This window comes from Rhodococcus sp. ACS1 (genome assembly GCF_002300155.1).
Classification (GTDB): Bacteria; Actinomycetota; Actinomycetes; order Mycobacteriales; family Mycobacteriaceae; genus Rhodococcus_F; species Rhodococcus_F koreensis.
In genome coordinates, this window is record NZ_NSDZ01000010.1 from 528,368 (window position 1) to 545,666 (window position 17,299).

15 protein-coding genes are annotated in these 17,299 nt (G+C 68.4%); 13 read left to right on the plus strand and 2 right to left on the minus strand.

Going from position 1 to position 17,299, the window contains the following annotated elements; genetic code table 11:
* Positions 1-46 precede the first annotated feature (46 nt).
* From CJ179_RS40830 to CJ179_RS40865, 8 genes are all read left to right on the plus strand, one after another.
* Positions 47-772 carry a YggS family pyridoxal phosphate-dependent enzyme gene (locus tag CJ179_RS40830; RefSeq protein ID WP_179377869.1) on the plus strand — a complete coding sequence of 242 codons (726 nt, stop codon included), beginning with the start codon at positions 47-49 and terminating at the stop codon, positions 770-772.
* Positions 773-857: 85 nt separating this feature from the next.
* Entirely contained in the window at positions 858-1,535 is a 678-nt protein-coding gene (locus tag CJ179_RS40835) for a cell division protein SepF (RefSeq protein WP_072945350.1), read from the plus strand.
* A gap of 133 nt (positions 1,536-1,668) precedes the next feature.
* Complete coding sequence (locus tag CJ179_RS40840) at positions 1,669-1,971, plus strand: YggT family protein (RefSeq protein ID WP_072945348.1); 303 nt, start codon at positions 1,669-1,671, stop codon at positions 1,969-1,971.
* A 102-nt stretch (positions 1,972-2,073) separates the two neighbouring features.
* Entirely contained in the window at positions 2,074-2,919 is an 846-nt protein-coding gene (locus CJ179_RS40845; protein WP_072945346.1) for a DivIVA domain-containing protein, read from the plus strand.
* A gap of 49 nt (positions 2,920-2,968) precedes the next feature.
* Complete coding sequence (locus CJ179_RS40850; RefSeq protein ID WP_072945343.1) at positions 2,969-3,220, plus strand: hypothetical protein; 252 nt, start codon at positions 2,969-2,971, stop codon at positions 3,218-3,220.
* A 259-nt stretch (positions 3,221-3,479) separates the two neighbouring features.
* Positions 3,480-6,644 carry an isoleucine--tRNA ligase gene (gene ileS, locus CJ179_RS40855; protein WP_095865245.1) on the plus strand — a complete coding sequence of 1,055 codons (3,165 nt, stop codon included), beginning with the start codon at positions 3,480-3,482 and terminating at the stop codon, positions 6,642-6,644.
* A 46-nt stretch (positions 6,645-6,690) separates the two neighbouring features.
* Positions 6,691-8,025 (plus strand): DNA polymerase IV, encoded by a 1,335-nt coding sequence (locus tag CJ179_RS40860; protein ID WP_095865326.1) that lies wholly within the window; start codon positions 6,691-6,693, stop codon positions 8,023-8,025.
* 150 nt (positions 8,026-8,175) lie between these two features.
* Complete coding sequence (locus CJ179_RS40865) at positions 8,176-8,676, plus strand: hypothetical protein (RefSeq protein WP_012688046.1); 501 nt, start codon at positions 8,176-8,178, stop codon at positions 8,674-8,676.
* Positions 8,677-8,776: 100 nt separating this feature from the next.
* Here CJ179_RS40865 and CJ179_RS40870 read toward each other — a convergent pair whose 3' ends face one another.
* On the minus strand, positions 8,777-9,529 hold the full coding sequence (locus CJ179_RS40870) for a sensor domain-containing protein (RefSeq protein WP_095865327.1): 753 nt from the start codon (positions 9,527-9,529) through the stop codon (positions 8,777-8,779).
* Positions 9,529-10,482 (minus strand): hypothetical protein, encoded by a 954-nt coding sequence (locus tag CJ179_RS40875; protein WP_095865246.1) that lies wholly within the window; start codon positions 10,480-10,482, stop codon positions 9,529-9,531. Before CJ179_RS40875 ends, CJ179_RS40870 begins: the two co-directional genes overlap by 1 nt.
* Positions 10,483-10,533: 51 nt before the next feature.
* Between CJ179_RS40875 and lspA the strand changes: the two genes are divergently transcribed.
* The 5 genes from lspA to dnaE all read left to right on the plus strand — a co-directional run bounded on the left by lspA (position 10,534) and on the right by dnaE (position 17,281).
* Complete coding sequence (lspA, locus tag CJ179_RS40880; RefSeq protein ID WP_174705524.1) at positions 10,534-11,130, plus strand: signal peptidase II; 597 nt, start codon at positions 10,534-10,536, stop codon at positions 11,128-11,130.
* Positions 11,127-12,053 carry an RluA family pseudouridine synthase gene (locus CJ179_RS40885; protein ID WP_005260233.1) on the plus strand — a complete coding sequence of 309 codons (927 nt, stop codon included), beginning with the start codon at positions 11,127-11,129 and terminating at the stop codon, positions 12,051-12,053. The genes lspA and CJ179_RS40885 overlap by 4 nt, the downstream gene beginning before the upstream one ends.
* 1 nt (position 12,054) lies before the next feature.
* The gene (locus CJ179_RS40890; RefSeq protein WP_095865247.1) at positions 12,055-12,732 is read left to right on the plus strand and encodes a hypothetical protein; all 678 of its coding nucleotides are present in this window, start codon (positions 12,055-12,057) and stop codon (positions 12,730-12,732) included.
* Positions 12,729-13,646 (plus strand): EamA family transporter RarD, encoded by a 918-nt coding sequence (gene rarD / locus CJ179_RS40895; RefSeq protein WP_072945328.1) that lies wholly within the window; start codon positions 12,729-12,731, stop codon positions 13,644-13,646. The genes CJ179_RS40890 and rarD overlap by 4 nt, the downstream gene beginning before the upstream one ends.
* 98 nt (positions 13,647-13,744) lie before the next feature.
* The gene (dnaE, locus tag CJ179_RS40900; RefSeq protein WP_072945321.1) at positions 13,745-17,281 is read left to right on the plus strand and encodes a DNA polymerase III subunit alpha; all 3,537 of its coding nucleotides are present in this window, start codon (positions 13,745-13,747) and stop codon (positions 17,279-17,281) included.
* Positions 17,282-17,299: the final 18 nt, after the last annotated feature.

The following is a 17,299-nucleotide window of genomic DNA, read 5'->3' on the forward strand; positions in this document are numbered from 1 at the left end:
GACTGCCGGCGATGCCGGCGAGAGATTCGGTGTGGGAGTGGAAACGATGAGCAGGGTCGGGGACATCGAGGCTGCGCTCGGCGCCGTGCGCGCACGGCTCGACGCGGCGTGCCGGGACGCCGGTCGCGACCCGTCGGAGGTCTCGCTCCTGCCCGTCACGAAGTTCTTCCCCGAATCGGACGCGCGGATCCTGTACGACCTCGGCTGCCGTGAATTCGGGGAGTCGCGAGAGCAGGAGGCCACGGCCAAGATCGCGGAGTTCCGCACCGCGGTGACGGACCCATCGGTGCGGTGGCACATGATCGGGCATCTCCAGCGCAACAAGGCGAAGGCCGTCGCGCACTGGGCGTATGCGATCCACTCGGTGGACAGCGAACGACTCGTCGGCGCCCTCGGCCGCGCGGCGGCCACCGCATTGGAGGCGGGGGAGCGGCCCGCGCCGCTGCGGGTGCTGCTGCAGGTCAGCCTGGACGGTGACCCGCAGCGTGGCGGCGCCGCGATCGCCGATCTCGATCGCCTTGCCGCGCAGGTGCAGTCGTCGCCGGGGCTCGAGTACCGCGGACTGATGGCGGTTCCGCCGATCGACGCCGACCCGGACGCGGCGTTCGAGGAACTGCACAACATACACGCGAGGTTGCAGCGCGACCATCCGGATGCGACGGAACTCTCGGCGGGCATGACGAATGATCTCGAGCACGCTGTCCGACACGGGTCCACCTGCGTGCGTGTCGGAACCGCGCTGTTGGGTTCGAGGCCTATAACCTCGAAATAGATCGCTCAGGTGATCGCCAACCCGTCCACACCGCTGCGACCGGTCGCAGTTGGATCCTGTCCGCCGCGCCAAGGAAGGTCGATCAATGAGCAGTCTGCACAAGTTCAAGGCTTACTTCGGCATGGTTCCCCTCGACGATTACGAGGACGAGTACCTGGACGAGCCGGAACCTGCGCGCAGGCCCGCTCGACCGGCGCGCGACAGTGGACGCGATCCGTACCTCGACCGTGACGACCGTGACTTCGCCGAACCGGCCTTCAGCAAGGCCGCCTACGCGCCCGGTCGCCGGGACGACCTCGACGACGACTTCGACCGGTACGAGAGCCCCCGGCACTCGTCCCGGGTCGAACCCGTGGCCGTCCGGTCGGCCCGTCCGAGCGCGAGCGGTGCTGTGCGCGGCAGCACCCGCGGCGCGCTCGCCGTCGACACGCGCTCCGACCGGGTCGAGAGCCGTCGCGGACCCCTCTTCGACGAAGGTGGCCCTCTGTCCAAGATCACCACGCTCCGTCCCCGCGACTACGGGGAGGCCCGCACCATCGGCGAGCGGTTCCGTGACGGCACCCCCGTCATCATGGACCTGGTCGAGATGAGCAACGCCGACGCCAAGCGCCTCGTGGATTTCGCCGCCGGCCTGGCGTTCGCACTGCGTGGTTCGTTCGACAAGGTGGCCACGAAGGTGTTCTTGCTCTCACCTGCAGACATCGACGTGTCCGCCGAGGAGCGCCGCCGCATCGCGGAAACCGGCTTCTACAGCCAGAAGTAAGCCGGGGAGCGGGGGAAACGACCATCGGGATCCGAACGTCCGACACGACGCGAGCCGCGACGGCTGTGGCGCAGAACGCCCTGGCCACGCGGCTCGTTTTGATCGGCCGGACATTCTCAGGCAGAGTGAAGGTGTGGCCTTGTTCTCGGTGATCTACTTGATACTGTTTGTCTTTTGGCTGCTACTCATCGGCAGAATCATTGTCGAGTTCGTACGGACCTTCGCACGAGACTGGCGGCCAACCGGCGTCGTGGTCGTCATTCTCGAAGCGATTTTTACGGTCACCGATCCACCGGTCAAACTGCTTCGGCGGTTGATCCCCCCGATCAATCTCGGTGGGGTGCGGTTGGATCTATCCATCATGGTCTTGCTGTTCATCGTCTTCATCCTGATGTCGATCGTTCAGGGACAAGCGCGTGCCGCGGGAGTGGTGTGACAGAATGGACCCCATTGATCCAGTCTTGTTTCACCGTTACGTAGACTGCGCTGTAACTGAATGCTTGCTAGACCGCCAAATGACGCGTGAAGGGATCCTTCCATGCCGCTGACTCCCGCTGATGTGCACAATGTCGCGTTCAGCAAGCCACCGATCGGTAAGCGGGGCTACAACGAAGACGAAGTCGATGCGTTTCTCGACCTCGTCGAGCAAGAGTTGTCGCGCCTGATCGAGGAGAACGCCGACCTTCGGCAGCGAGTAGGGGAGCTCGACAAGGAGCTCGCCGATGCGAAGAAGGCTCCCCGCTCCACGTCCGCAGCACCGACTCCCGCCCCCAAGGCGGAGCCGGCGCGCGTCGTCGAGCAGCCCAAGGCTCCGGCGCCCGCTCCGGCTCCGGCCGCCGCGGCTGCCGCCGCCCCCGCCCAGGGCGCCGACGCTCACATGCAGGCCGCCAAGGTCCTGGGTCTCGCCCAGGAAATGGCAGACCGGCTGACGAGCGACGCGAAGACCGAGTCCGAGCAGCTGCTCGGCAACGCGCGCACCAACTCGGAGCAGCTGGTCGGCGACGCGCGGACCCGCTCCGAGACGATGATCTCGGACGCCCGCCAGAAGTCGGAAGCACTGATCACCGACGCTCAGACCCGTTCCGAGACCCAGCTGCGCCAGGCCAAGGAGAAGGCCGACGCGCTGCAGGCGGACGCGGAGAAGAAGCACACCGAGATCATGGCGACGATCAACCAGCAGCGTTCCGTGCTGGAGGGTCGAATCGAGCAGCTCAAGACGTTCGAGCGCGAATACCGTGTGCGCCTGAAGTCGTACCTGGAGTCGCAGCTCGAGGAACTGGAGCAGCGGGGATCCGCGGTTCCGGTGGACGGCGGTCAGGATTCGTTCGCGCAGGGTGGATCGCAGTCCAATTACAGCCAGTCCTACGCCAAGGGCAATAGCTGACTGAGCGCGCGGTAGTTGCCCAGCCAGCGGCCCGGATAGAGGTTGAGCCGTGCTGGTCGTGACACTCGCTTTTGCAGCGGTGGGGTTCGCTCTCCTTGTGGTGGCTCTCATGACCGGTTCGGTCGTGTGGGCCTGGGGATGCATCGTGGTATGTGTCGCCGGAGCGGTCCTGCTGCTCGTCAGCGCCCTCGCGGGTAAGAAGGCCGCGGTCGTGCCCCGGCAACCCGCGAGCGGCGTTCCCGGTGAACGCGGTCCCGCAGCGGATACGGGCACGACACCCGGATCCGACGAGCCCGACTGAGTTGCCGTCCGGCGGTGGCGGCTAGACTGCATACAGCGAACAATTCAGTAACCGATTCGTGGCGACGATCCGGCCATCACCGGGGAGCCTTCGGAAGAACGGCCGGCACGCCGGCTCAGTAGAACCGAACGGGTGGGCCCGTCACAGCCCTGCACCGAGAGGCGCCCTCCGGGGTGCAAGCGGGGTGGTACCGCGGTGGTGACGCAGGAGGCGTCCCCGTCGTCCCCGTGCCGAGTACGTCAGGCACGAGGAGATCGCGGTGACCGACACCAGCAACGTGACCAGCAGCAACGAGTCGTACCCCAAGGTCGACTACGGCGTCTCCCAGGACGCCGGCGTCCGGTTCCCCCAGATCGAGCAGCGGGTGCTGGCCGGCTGGGACGAGGACGACACCTTCCGGGCCTCGGTCGCCCAGCGCGAGGACGCCCCCGAGTTCGTGTTCTACGACGGCCCGCCGTTCGCGAACGGTCTCCCGCACTACGGCCACCTCCTGACGGGGTACGTCAAGGACCTGGTGCCGCGGTTCCAGACCATGCGCGGCAAGAAGGTCGAGCGCCGATTCGGCTGGGACTGTCACGGGCTGCCCGCCGAACTCGAGGCGGAGAAGCAACTCGGCATCAAGGACAAGTCCGAGATCGACGTCATGGGTCTCGAGAAGTTCAACGAGTACTGCAAGTCGTCGGTGCTGCGCTACACGGACGAGTGGCGCGACTATGTGACCCGTCAGGCCCGGTGGGTCGACTTCGACAACGACTACAAGACCCTGGACCTCGACTTCATGGAGTCGGTCATGTGGGCGTTCAAGGAACTGTTCGACAAGGGCCTGATCTACCAGGGCTTCCGCGTGCTGCCGTACAGCTGGTACGAGCAGACGCCACTGTCGAACCAGGAGACGCGGCTCGACGACGCCTACAAGATGCGCCAGGATCCCGCCGTCACGGTCGACATGCCGCTCCGCGGTGAGGGCCCGCTCGACGGCGCCAACGCCATCATCTGGACCACCACCCCGTGGACGCTGCCGTCCAACCTCGCCGTCGCAGTGCACCCGGACATCGACTACGTGCAGGTCGCGGGCGGCGACGGGAAGCGTTACGTGCTCGCGAAGGACCGGCTGGGGCATTATGCCCGCGAACTCGGCGAGGCTCCGGAGGTGCTGTCCGAGCACAAGGGTTCCGAGCTCGTCGGGCTCAGTTACGACCCGCCGTTCGACTTCTTCGCCGGCCACGACAACGCGCACGTGGTGCTGTCCGCCGACTACGTGACCACCGAGTCCGGTACCGGAATCGTGCACATGGCACCGGCTTTCGGTGAGGAGGACTACGACTACTGCGTCCGCAACGGCATCGAACTGGTGCAGCCGCTCGATCCGGGCGGCAAGTTCACGGCGATGGTGCCGCCGTACGAGGGTCTCCTGGTGTTCGACGCGAACCCGGTGATCATCAAGGACCTCAAGGCTGCTGGAAAGTTGCTGCGGCACGAGACGATCGAGCACTCGTACCCGCACAGCTGGCGCAGCGGGCAGCCGCTGATCTACATGGCGGTCCCGTCGTGGTTCGTCGCGGTCACCAAGTTCCGCGAGCGCATGGTGGAGCTGAACCAGGACATCACCTGGGTGCCCGAGCACATCCGCGACGGACAGTTCGGCAAGTGGCTCGAGGGTGCCCGCGACTGGAACATCAGCCGCAACCGGTACTGGGGCAGCCCGATTCCGGTGTGGGTGTCCGACGACCCGGCGTACCCGCGCACGGACGTGTACGGCTCCCTCGACGAACTCGAGCGTGACTTCGGGGTGCGGCCGACGGATCTGCACCGCCCGATGATCGACGATCTGGTGCGCCCGAACCCGGACGACCCGACCGGGAAGTCGATGATGCGGCGCGTTCCGGAGGTCCTCGACTGCTGGTTCGAGTCCGGGTCGATGCCGTACGCGCAGGTGCACTACCCATTCGAGAACCGGGAGTGGTTCATCGGGGCGAGCGGAGCGACGGGGGATGACACTGCGCATTTCCCGGGCGATTTCATCGTCGAGTACAACGGGCAGACCCGCGGCTGGTTCTATACGCTGCACGTCCTGGCGACGGCGCTGTTCGATCGGCCCGCGTTCAAGACCGTTGCGGCCCACGGCATCGTCCTGGGCGAGGACGGCCTGAAGATGAGCAAGTCCAAGGGCAACTACCCGGACGTGAAGGAGGTGTTCGAGCGCGACGGCTCCGACGCCATGCGCTGGTTCCTCATGTCTTCGCCGATCCTGCGCGGCGGAAACCTCGTCGTCACCGAGCAGGGCATCCGGGAGGGTGTCCGGCAGGCGCTGCTGCCGCTGTGGAACGCGTGGAGCTTCCTGCAGTTGTACGCGCCGACGTCCGGTGAGTGGCGCACGGATTCGACGAACGTCCTGGACCGGTACATCCTCGCGAAGCTGGCAGGCACCCGAGACGTCATCACCGACGCGCTCGAGACGAACGACATCGCCGGGGCGTGCGACGAATTGCGCACGTTCTGCGACGCGTTGACGAACTGGTATGTGCGGCGGTCGCGTTCGCGGTTCTGGGACGAGGACGCCGAGGCCGTCGACACGCTGCACACCGTGCTCGAGGTGGTCACCCGGCTTGCCGCCCCGTTGCTGCCGCTCATCAGTGAGGTGATCTGGCGGGGGCTGACCGGCGGACGGTCCGTGCATCTCGCGGACTGGCCGGCCCAGGGTGAACTGCCCGCGGATGCGGAGCTGGTGTCGGCGATGGACGAGGTGCGGTCGGTGTGCTCGACGGTGCTGGGTCTGCGCAAGGCGCAGAACCTGCGGGTGCGGCTGCCGCTGCCCGAGGTGACGGTCGCGTCCGAGGACGCGGAGCGGCTGCGCCCGTACCTCGGTCTCATCGCCGACGAGGTCAACGTCAAGAAGGTCGACCTCACCACCGACGTGGACGTGCACGGCCGCTTCGAGCTCGTCGTCAACGCGCGTGCCGCGGGGCCGCGGCTGGGCAAGGACGTGCAGACCGTCATCAAGGCCGTGAAGGCCGGTGACTGGTCGGAGAATTCGGACGGCGTCGTCGTCGCCGCGGGGATCGAATTGCTGCCGGAGGAGTACACGCAGCGGCTCGTCGCCGCCGAACCGGAATCCACGGCGGCCCTGCCCGACGGGGCCGGTCTGGTGGTCCTGGACTCGGCGGTCACCGAGGAACTCGAAGCCGAGGGCTGGGCGAAGGACCGGATCCGCGAGTTGCAGGACGCGCGCCGCGCGGCCGGGCTCGAGGTGTCGGATCGGATCACCGTCGTCCTCGACGTGCCCGCGGAACGGCGGGACTGGGCGCTCGCGCACCGGGAACTGATCGCGGGCGAGATCCTCGCCGTCGAGCTGGAACTGGCCGAAGCGCCGGGCGATGCCGTCGAACTCGGTGAGGGTGTGCGGGCGGCGATCACGAAGGCGTGACCTGTCGGACCGGGCGGGTATTTTGCACCAGGTGAGTCGTCGGTGGGTGCTGCACCTCGACATGGACGCGTTCTTCGCGTCCGTCGAGCAGCTCACCCGGCCGACGCTCCGCGGCCGCCCGGTTCTCGTCGGCGGTCTCGGCGGACGCGGTGTCGTCGCCGGGGCCAGCTACGAGGCGCGGGTGTTCGGCGCGCGATCGGCCATGCCGATGCATCAGGCCCGGAGGCTGGTGGGCCCGGGTGCGGTGGTGCTGCCGCCGCGGGGCCGGCTGTACGGCATGCTCAGCAAGTCCGTGTTCGACGCGCTCCGCGGGCCGATGCCGGTGCTCGAGCAGCTGTCGATGGACGAGGCGTTCGGCGAACCCACCGAACTGGCCGGAGCGGATGCGGCCGCGGTGCAACGCTATTGCGAGGGTCTGCGGGCCCTGGTCCTCGGGGAGACGGGGCTCGTCGCGTCCATCGGGGCCGGGTCGGGGAAACAGGTGGCCAAGATCGCGTCCGGTCTCGCCAAACCCGACGGGATCACGGTGATTTCGCCGGACGAGCAGCACGCGGTGCTGGACGAGCTTCCGGTGCGGAAGCTGTGGGGCATCGGCCCGGTCGCGGAGGAGAAACTGAAGCGGCTCGGCATCGAGACCATCGGCGGTTTCGCGCGGACCCCCGAATCGGAGGTCGCGTCGATTCTGGGCACCACGATCGGACCGGGCCTGCACCGGTTGGCGCAGGGCATCGACAATCGGCCGGTCGCCGAGCGTGCCGAGTCCAAACAAGTCAGTGCGGAGACGACTTTCGCCACCGACATCGTCACGATGGCGGAACTGCGGGGCGCCGTCGAGTCGAGCGCGGCGTCCGCGTTCGTGCGCCTGCAGAAGGACGGCCGGGCCGCGCGCACGGTGGTGCTGAAGCTGAAGAAGTCGGACATGAGCATCGTGACGCGTTCGGTCACGCTGCCCTACGCGACACTCGACCGTCACATTCTGGTCGCGGCCGCGCAGCGTCAGGTGATCGACCCGATCGAACTCGGGCCGGTGCGTCTGGTCGGGGTGGGGTTCGCCGGACTGTCGACGGTGCGCCAGGGCTCGCTGTTCCCCGAACTGGACCTGGACGTGCCGGGATACCAGGAGTCGAAGATCACGGAGGCGGCCGGTGACGACGGCCTCTCCGAGCCCGTCCCGGCACCCGCCCGGGCGATCGACACCCGGTGGCATCCCGGTCTCGACGTGGCGCACCCGGACTTCGGCCACGGCTGGGTGCAGGGTGCCGGGCACGGTGTCGTGACCGTTCGATTCGAAACGCGCACAACGGGTCCGGGAAAGGCCCGCACCTTCAAGGAGGACGACGGGCAGCTCGAACCGGCCGATGTGGAAGGCTCGCTCGCGTGACCGGACCCGCCGCCCGAACGAGGGAGTGGAGACCGGCTCCACGAGAAGGTAGCCTCGGGCGCTGATGCCTACCCTTGGGTAATGTCGCCCGGGTAGCGAACGAGCTCAGATCGTCCGAGAACGAACACCGAGAATGAAGAGGTTATTGAGTTGAAGCTTCGTAAGATCACGGTTGCCGGAGTTGCAATCGCCGCAGCCCTCACGATGTCCGCGTGTGGCTCCGACGAGGGCGACACGGCGGCCAAGACCACGACGACGACTTCCGCAGCTGCCGAGACCTCGGAAGCCATCGAGGTGCCCACCGCGGCCGATCTCAACGCGCTTCTGGTGCAGGGCCTCGACCCGGCGACGCCGCTCGAGGTCAAGTCCGCGATGGTCGAGGGCTCGGAGCAGGATCCGGAGCTCATCAACCAGGTCGCCGCGGCCGCCAAGGCCAACAACGCCGAGGTCACCGTTCTCGACCCGGTCATCGACAACGGTGACGGCACCGCCAGCGGCCAGCTGCAGCTGACCGTCAACGGCCAGGTCCAGCAGGGTGGCGTTCCGGCCATCTTCGTTCCCGGCGAGAACGGAACGTGGAAGCTGTCGAAGATCACCGCATGCCAGATCGTGTCGCTCGCGCAGCTGACCTCGCCTGCATGCCCTGCCTGATTCCAGGCCGAACCGTGCGGTCCTGACGGATCGCCGCGTTCCCGCACCGATGCCGGTGTCCCCTCGGGGACGCCGGCATCGGTCGTCTACGGGGACCGGCTCAGCCGGCGGGTGCGGGCGGGAGCTTCGCCACGGCGGTGCTCGTCAGGTCGTTCAAGACGCCGGCGTCGATCGGGTCCTGTCCCGTCGCGACCAGTTGAGTGACGGTGCTGCCGACGACGACCACCACCACATCCGAGACGAGACTGACGCCCTCGCTGGTGGTGACGAGCCGGAACGCCGTCGACGCGTCGCCCGCGGGCTGCTGCTCGCGGCCCCCGATCCGGTACTGCACCTGTACGCCGTCGGCGTCCGTGCCGCTGTACTGGGTGCATCCCGGCAGCCGCTCCTGCACCGCGGCGATGGCCTGGGACGCGTCCGCGCCGGTGGCGTAGCTCGCCGCGTCCTGGTCGATGGTCGCGAAGCCCGGGCCGGTGAACCAGCCGGACGCCGAGGCCGCCGCTCCCGCGCGCTGGTCCGCGACCGGTGACAGCACCGCGCCGCAGTCCGCGGGATCCGTGCTCGACTTGTCGGAATCCGCCGACTCCGACGCCGGCGGCAACCCCAGATCGTCCTCGGGATCGGGCACCGGGGTGAATCCGACGGGAAGGTCGCCGACGTCGAGGAGCGCCGCCTTCAGCGCGGCCTGATCGGCGAACGATGTACCCGCCGCGTCCGGCGCGGCGGTCACCACCGGACCGAGCGGCTCCAGCGCGGTGGCGTCGCCCGCGTCGCCGGACGCGTTCGACGAGCACGCCGACAGCGCGAGCACGGCCAGCAAGGAGCAGTAGGCGGCGACGGGTCCGCGGCGCATCAGGAACCCCACCGGACCGAGTTCGACGTGGTCTGGTGCAGGCGGGTGGCGCCGTCGGGGTCGCTGTACTGCTGGTCACCGCCCACGGTCACGGTCCCGGACACCGGCAGCGGCAGACCGAGGTCGACGGTCATGGTGCCCGAGCCCTGCATCACGTACTGGTCGACGTTCAGCGTGCCTGCCTCTCCGGGCAGTTCCCACACGGGCGACTTCGGCTTCTGGTCGATCGTGTAGTCGATGGTGAGGCGGTTGCCGTCCCGCGCGGTCAGGGCGGCCACGGTCGTCTGGTCGAGGGCGATGCCGCTCATCACCTGCTGGCGGATCGTCCACTGGGCGCCCACGCCGACTGGTTCCGCCGGAAACGGGACCGTGCGGTACACGGCCTGGTAGAAGGCCTGCTCGATCGCGGAGCGGGCGATGTCCTGGGACTCGGCGTCCGGTCGCAGGCGCAGCGCCGTGATCGCACCGGTGGGATCGACGGTGAAGCCGGCGCCGGAACCGGCACTGGCTTCGAGCGCGCTGCCGAGGCGGCCGTCGGGGCTGGTGACGTCGCCGAGCGTGAGGTCGACGGTGGTGCCGCCGTCCGCGTCCTCGGTCGCCCGGCCGACGGCGGCGGTGAGGGGGAGCGTCACCTGGGGGGAGGAGAAGTCCTGGGCGGGCTGGTCGTCGATCTGCTGGAACACCTGCGCGTCCGTGGTCAGCTGGACGTCCTGCGTGACTCCCGCCGGCGGTCTCCGCGAGATCACCTCCCGCGGTTCCTCGCCGGGCTGGATCAGTTCGACGGTGGTGGCGGAGATCGGGACGGTCACTTCGGCGGGAGTGGACGTGGACCCTGCGGGGGTCGACTCCGAGGAGTCGCCGTCACCTCCGCACCCGGCGGTCAGAGCGACCAGGGAGAGGGTTGCGGCGAGCAGGCAGAATCCGGGTCGCAGAGCTTTCGAGAACAGTGGCACGACCCCAGGCTAGTGCGCGCGGGAGCGCGTGAACGGAGGCTTGCCTCCGTAGTGGATGATGAACGGGTGAGTCAAGACCCCACGGCAGAGAACGAGACCGACGCCGAAGACCGGAACGACGGTGACACGTCCGGCGCCGTAGCCCCCCGGCCGGCGAAGCATCAGCGCAGGCTGCTGCTGTTCGCGATCGCAGGGACGATCCTCGCGACCGACCTGCTGACGAAGATCCTCGCCGTCGCCAACATCGAGCCCGGCCGCCCGGTCTGGCTGATCGGGGACCTCGTCTCGCTGCGGCTCGTGCGCAACCCGGGCGCGGCGTTCTCCATGGCCACCGGCATGACGTGGCTGCTGACCCTCGTCGCCGTGGGTGTGGTGATCGGCGTCGTCCGGATCGGCCGGACGCTGCGGTCGCCGTGGTGGGCGCTCGGTCTCGGGCTGGTGCTCGGGGGCGCCCTCGGCAATCTCGTCGACCGGTTCTTCCGGGCCCCCGGAGTGATGCAGGGGCACGTCGTCGATTTCGTCTCCGTCGGCTGGTGGCCGGTGTTCAACGTGGCGGACTCCGCGATCGTGTGCGGTGCGATCCTGCTCGTCGTGCTCACGCTGGTGGGGCTGGAACCGGACGGAACACGTAAGGGGGTAGAGAAGTGAGGGAAACACGGTCGATGCCGGTCCCGGACGGGCTCGAAGCGATGCGGGTCGACGCCGGCCTCGCCCGGCTGCTCGGTCTGTCGCGCACCGCGGTCGCGCAGCTCACCGAGGAAGGCTCGGTGCTCGTCGACGGCGCGCCCGTCGGCAAGTCCGACCGGCTGTCCGCAGGCACCTGGCTGGAGGTGGAACTGCCCGAACCGCCGCGGCCGCTGACCATCGAGGCGGAACCCGTCGAGGGCATGGAGATCCTGTACGCCGACGACGACGTGGTCGCCGTCGACAAACCGGTCGGGGTCGCGGCCCACGCCAGCGTGGGGTGGACCGGTCCGACGGTGATCGGCGGCCTCGCCGCCGCGGGCTTCCGGATCTCGACGTCCGGTGCGCACGAGCGTCAGGGCATCGTGCACCGGCTGGACGTCGGCACGTCCGGAGTGATGGTGGTGGCCACGTCGGAGCGCGCCTACACACTCCTCAAGCGTGCGTTCAAGCAGCGGACCATCGACAAGCGGTACCACGCGCTGGTGCAGGGTCACCCGGATCCGAGCAGCGGAACCATCGACGCGCCGATCGGCAGGCACCGCAGCAACGACTGGAAGTTCGCCGTCACCGCCGACGGCAAGCCCAGCATCACCCACTACGACACGGTCGAGGCGTTCCAGGCGGCGAGCCTGCTGGACATCCACCTGGAGACGGGCCGGACCCATCAGATCCGCGTCCACTTCGCGGCGCTGCGGCACCCGTGCTGCGGCGACCTCACGTACGGGGCCGATCCGCGGCTGGCGGAGCGCCTCGGGCTGGAGCGCCAGTGGCTGCACGCCCGGTCGCTCGGTTTCGCGCATCCCGCGGACGGGCGGTGGGTCGAGATCACGTCCAAGTACCCGAAGGATCTCGAGGACGCTCTCGGGGTTCTGCGGGCGAGCTGAGGTGCGGCTCCCGCGCCCCGGCGGTGCCGCGGTGCCGGCAGTGCTCACCGTCGTCGTGCTGATCGCGGTGACGGTCGTGCTCGGGGCACTGAACCCCGTTCGGCGGGCGCCCGTGTCGACGGACACGCTGGGCCCGGACAACGGGGAAGCGGTGGCCGACTACCTGGCTCGGGCGGACCGATCGCTCGACGAGGCGGACGGTCGCCACGAGCACTGGGCGCTGGTCTCGTTCACGCGTCCGGTGACCACGGAGACCGTCCGGGGCGCCGCCCCCGGCACCCGGGTGTCGCAGGTGCTCTTCCGCGTGCCGCTCGACCGGGTGCAGACCCCCCTCGTGCCCGTGTCCGTCGCGGCAGGCGACGCGGCCCTCGCCCGGGCGAGCGTCCTGGCCGCCGGCCGCGTCCAGGCGATGACGGGAGAGACGGCGCGGCAGGCGCAGGTCGCGGCGGTCTCGTCGGCGGAACTCGCCCGGAACTGCGCGTGTGTGATCGGCGTCGTCGTCCGCGGTGATCACGACGCGCTGGCCGCGCTGCGGTCCGAACCGGACGTCCGGGCGGTCGAGGCGCTCGGCGCCGACGCCGTGGCCGGGCGGTTCGCTGTGCGCCCGCTGCTGCCGGAGCAGGTCGAGACCGTCGCGCCCGGCCCCGACGACGGGGCCGTCCCGGGGAGCGGTTCGTGACGGCGCGGAAGGCGGAAACCGTGGGCGCCGCCTGCGGAGTCGGCGCCTACGTGCTGTGGGGTGCGTTCCCCGCGTTCTTCGGTCTGCTCGGCCCGGCCGGGTCGGTGGAGATCCTCGCGCACCGCGTGGTGTGGACGCTCGCACTCATGTTCGTCGTCCTCGCGGTCTCGGGCCGGCTCCGCTCGCTGCGCGGGCTCAGCGCGCGCACCTGGCTGCTGGTCACGGCCGCGTCGACGGCCATCGCCGTGAACTGGGGCACCTACATCTACGGAGTCACGTCGGACCGGGTGGTCGAGACCGCGCTCGGCTACTTCATCAACCCGTTGGTGAGCGTGCTGCTCGGGGTCGTGATCTTCCGGGAACGGCTCGTGCCCGCCCAGATCGTCGCGCTCGCCCTCGCCGCCGTCGCGGTGATCGTGATCACCGTCGACTACGGGCATCCGCCGTACATCGCGCTCACCCTGGCCGCCTCGTTCGCGCTGTACGGGCTGTGCAAGAAGGTGATGCCGCTCGATCCGCGGACGAGCCTCACGGCCGAGGGCATCGTCGCCGCACCCGTCGCGGTCGGCTATCTCGTGTTCCTCGCCCTCACCGGCGCAGGCACGTTCCTGGGGTTCGGGGTCGGGCACACCCTGCTGCTGATGGCCGCAGGCCCGGTGACCGCCCTGCCTCTGCTGCTGTTCGGCGCCGCGGCGCAACGGGTGCCGTTGCGCACACTCGGCATGCTGCAGTACCTGACACCGGCGCTGCAGATGGCGTGGGGCGTCGCCGTTCTCCACGAGGACATGCCCGCGTCGCGGTGGATCGGTTTCGCCCTGATCTGGGTGGCGCTCGCGATCTTCAGTACCGATGCGCTGGTACGGGTCCGGCGCGAGCGGCGCAATCCCGCCCCGTCCCAGGCGCCCGTCCCGTAACTCGCGTCACGACTTCGCCGACACCCGCTGTCGGCGACCGGAGCTGTCGGTCCGAGGGCCTACACTCGTGAGGCTCCCAGACCTTCAGAGAGGCGCACGTGGCTGACTCGTTCGTACATCTGCACAATCACACCGAGTACTCGATGCTCGACGGTGCGGCCAAGGTCGGCCCCCTGTTCGAAGAGGCCGCGCGGCTGGAGATGTCGGCGGTGGGCATGACCGACCACGGCAACATGTACGGCGCCAGCGAGTTCTACAACGTGGCGAAGAACCAGGGCATCAAGCCGATCATCGGCATCGAGGCGTACGTCGCGCCCGAGTCCCGCTTCAACACCAAGCGTGTGCTGTGGGGCGACCGCAGCCAGAAGTCCGACGACGTCTCCGGTAGCGGCGCGTACACCCACATGACGATGGTCGCCGAGAACGCGACCGGTCTGCGGAACCTGTTCAAGCTGTCCTCGCTCGCGTCGATCGAAGGTCAGCTCGGCAAGTGGGCGCGAATGGACGAAGACCTCATCGCCACCCACCACGAGGGCATCATCGCGACCACGGGCTGCCCGTCCGGCGAGATCCAGACGCGGCTGCGACTCGGCCACGACCGCGAGGCGCTCGAGGCGGCAGCCAAGTGGCAGGAGATCTGGGGCAAGGACAACTTCTTCCTCGAGCTGATGGACCACGGGCTGTCGATCGAGCGACGCGTGCGTGAGGGCCTCCTCGAGATCAGCAAGAAGCTCGAGATTCCGCCGCTCGCCACCAACGACTGCCACTACGTCACGAAGGACGCCGCGGAGAACCACGAGGCGCTGCTGTGCATCCAGACCGGCAAGACGCTGTCCGACCCCACCCGGTTCAAGTTCGACGGTGACGGCTACTTCCTCAAGTCCGCCGCGGAGATGCGGGCCCTGTGGGACGACCAGGTCCCCGGCGCGTGCGACAACACCCTCCTCATCGCCGAGCGTGTCCAGCCGTACGACGACGTGTGGGCGCACCACGACCGGATGCCGATCTTCCCGGTCCCCGAGGGCGAGACGCAGGGCACCTGGCTGCGCAAGGAGGTCATGCGCGGGCTGGACCGCCGGTTCCCCGACGGACCGCCCGAAGAGTACCTGGCCCGCGCCGACTACGAGATCGGCGTCATCCTCGAAATGGGTTTCCCCGCCTACTTCCTCGTCGTCGGCGACCTCATCAACCACGCGCGCGAGGTCGGCATCCGGGTCGGCCCCGGCCGAGGCTCGGCCGCCGGTTCGCTCGTCGCCTACGCGATGGGCATCACCAACATCGACCCCATCCCGCACGGCCTGCTGTTCGAGCGGTTCCTGAACCCCGAGCGCGTGTCCATGCCCGATATCGACATCGACTTCGACGACCGCCGTCGCGGCGAGATGGTGCGCTACGCGACGGACAAATGGGGCAGCGACCGCGTCGCCCAGGTCATCACGTTCGGCACCATCAAGACGAAGGCGGCCATCAAGGACTCCGCCCGCGTCCAGTTCGGTCAGCCCGGTTTCGCGATCGCCGACCAGATCACCAAGGCGCTGCCGCCGCCGATCATGGCCAAGGACATCTCGGTGTCCGGCATCACCGACCCGAACCACGAGCGCTACAAGGAAGCGGTGGAGGTTCGCGCCCTCATCGACTCCAACCCGGACGTCGCGAAGATCTACCAGACGGCCAAGGGGCTCGAGGGCCTGATCCGTAACGCCGGCGTCCACGCCTGCGCGGTGATCATGTCGTCCGAACCGCTGATGGACGCGATTCCCGTGTGGAAGCGCGCCCAGGACGGCGCCATCATCACCGGCTGGGACTACCCGTCGTGCGAGGCCATCGGCCTGCTGAAGATGGACTTCCTCGGACTGCGGAACCTCACCGTCATCGGTGACGCCATCGACAACATCAAGGCGAACCGGGGGATCGAACTCGATCTCGACACCCTCGCGCTCGACGACACGGCCACGTACGAACTGCTCTCGCGCGGCGACACTCTCGGCGTGTTCCAGCTCGACGGCAGTGCGATGCGCGATCTGCTGCGCCGCATGCAGCCCACCGGCTTCGAGGACATCGTCGCGGTGCTCGCGCTGTACCGGCCAGGTCCGATGGGCATGAACGCGCACAACGACTACGCCGACCGCAAGAACGGGCGGCAAGAGGTCAAACCCATCCACCCGGAACTCGAGGAGCCCCTGAAGGAGATCCTGGCCGACACGTACGGCCTGATCGTCTACCAGGAGCAGATCATGCAGATCGCGCAGAAGGTGGCCGGGTACTCGCTCGGGCAGGCCGACATTCTCCGCCGCGCCATGGGTAAGAAGAAGCTGTCGGTGCTGGAGGAGGCGTACGCCGGTTTCCGCGAGGGCATGCTCGCCAACGAGTTCTCCGAGCCCGCCATCAAGGCGCTGTGGGACACCATCCTCCCGTTCGCCGGGTACGCGTTCAACAAGTCGCACGCCGCCGGGTACGGCCTGGTGTCGTTCTGGACCGGGTACCTCAAGGCCAACTATCCGGCCGAGTACATGGCCGGTCTGCTCACCTCGGTCGGTGACGACAAGGACAAGGCCGCCGTCTACCTCGCGGACTGCCGCAAGATGGGCATCACCGTGCTGCCGCCGGACGTCAACGAATCGGAGGTCAACTTCGCCTCCGTCGGTGAGGACATCCGGTTCGGCATGGGCGCCGTCCGCAACGTCGGTGCCAACGTGGTGGGCTCGATCATCAAGGCGCGCAAGGAGAAGTCCAAGTTCGTCGACTTCTCCGACTACCTCAACAAGATCGACGCGGCCGCCTGCTCCAAGAAGGTCACCGAATCGCTGATCAAGGCAGGCGGATTCGACTCGCTGGGCCACCCGCGCAAGGGGCTCATGCTCGTCCACGCCGACGCCATCGACGCGGTGATGGGTACCAAGAAGGCGGAGGCGATCGGCCAGTTCGACCTGTTCGGCGGCGACGACGCCGACGAGTCGATCGCCTCGGTGTTCAACGTGAAGATCCCCGAGGAGGAGTGGGACTCCAAGCACCGGTTGGCGCTGGAACGGGAAATGCTGGGACTGTACGTGTCCGGGCACCCGCTCAACGGTGTCGAGCACGTGTTGTCGGCGCAGTCCGACACCGCGATCCCGACCATCCTCGAAGGCGACATCAAGGACGGCACCCAGGTCACCGTCGGCGGCATCCTCGCGTCGGTGAACCGGAGGATCAACAAGAACGGTCTCACCTGGGCGTCCGCGCAGCTCGAGGACCTGACCGGTGGTATCGAGGTGCTGTTCTTCCCGCAGGCCTACTCGGTGTACGGGATGGATGTCACCGAGGACTCCGTGGTGCTCGTCAAGGCGCGCGTGTCGATCCGTGACGACCGGATCTCACTCATCGCCAACGACCTTGCGGTGCCGGACCTCTCGGCGGTGGGGGTAGCGAAGCCGTTGGCGGTCAGTCTGCCGCTGCGTCAGTGCACCAAGGACAAGATCGGCGCGCTGCGTCAGGTGCTGACCCGCCATCCGGGCACCTCGGACGTGCACGTGCGGTTGATCGGCGGCACCGAGGTCACGTTGTGGAAGGTGGACGACGTGCTCCGGGTGGAACCGTCGTCGGCGTTGATGGGCGACCTCAAGGCGCTGCTCGGACCGAGCTGCCTGTCCGTCTGATCGCTTCGATGGGTGAGG

Excerpts from the sequence above, each read along its gene's own strand:
- CJ179_RS40830 (WP_179377869.1), top strand. The coding sequence starts at position 47 with ATGAGCAGGGTCGGGGACATCGAGGCTGCGCTCGGCGCCGTGCGCGCA.
- CJ179_RS40835 (WP_072945350.1), top strand. The coding sequence starts at position 858 with ATGAGCAGTCTGCACAAGTTCAAGGCTTACTTCGGCATGGTTCCCCTC.
- CJ179_RS40845 (WP_072945346.1), top strand. The coding sequence starts at position 2,074 with ATGCCGCTGACTCCCGCTGATGTGCACAATGTCGCGTTCAGCAAGCCA.
- CJ179_RS40870 (WP_095865327.1), bottom strand. The coding sequence starts at position 9,529 with ATGCGCCGCGGACCCGTCGCCGCCTACTGCTCCTTGCTGGCCGTGCTC.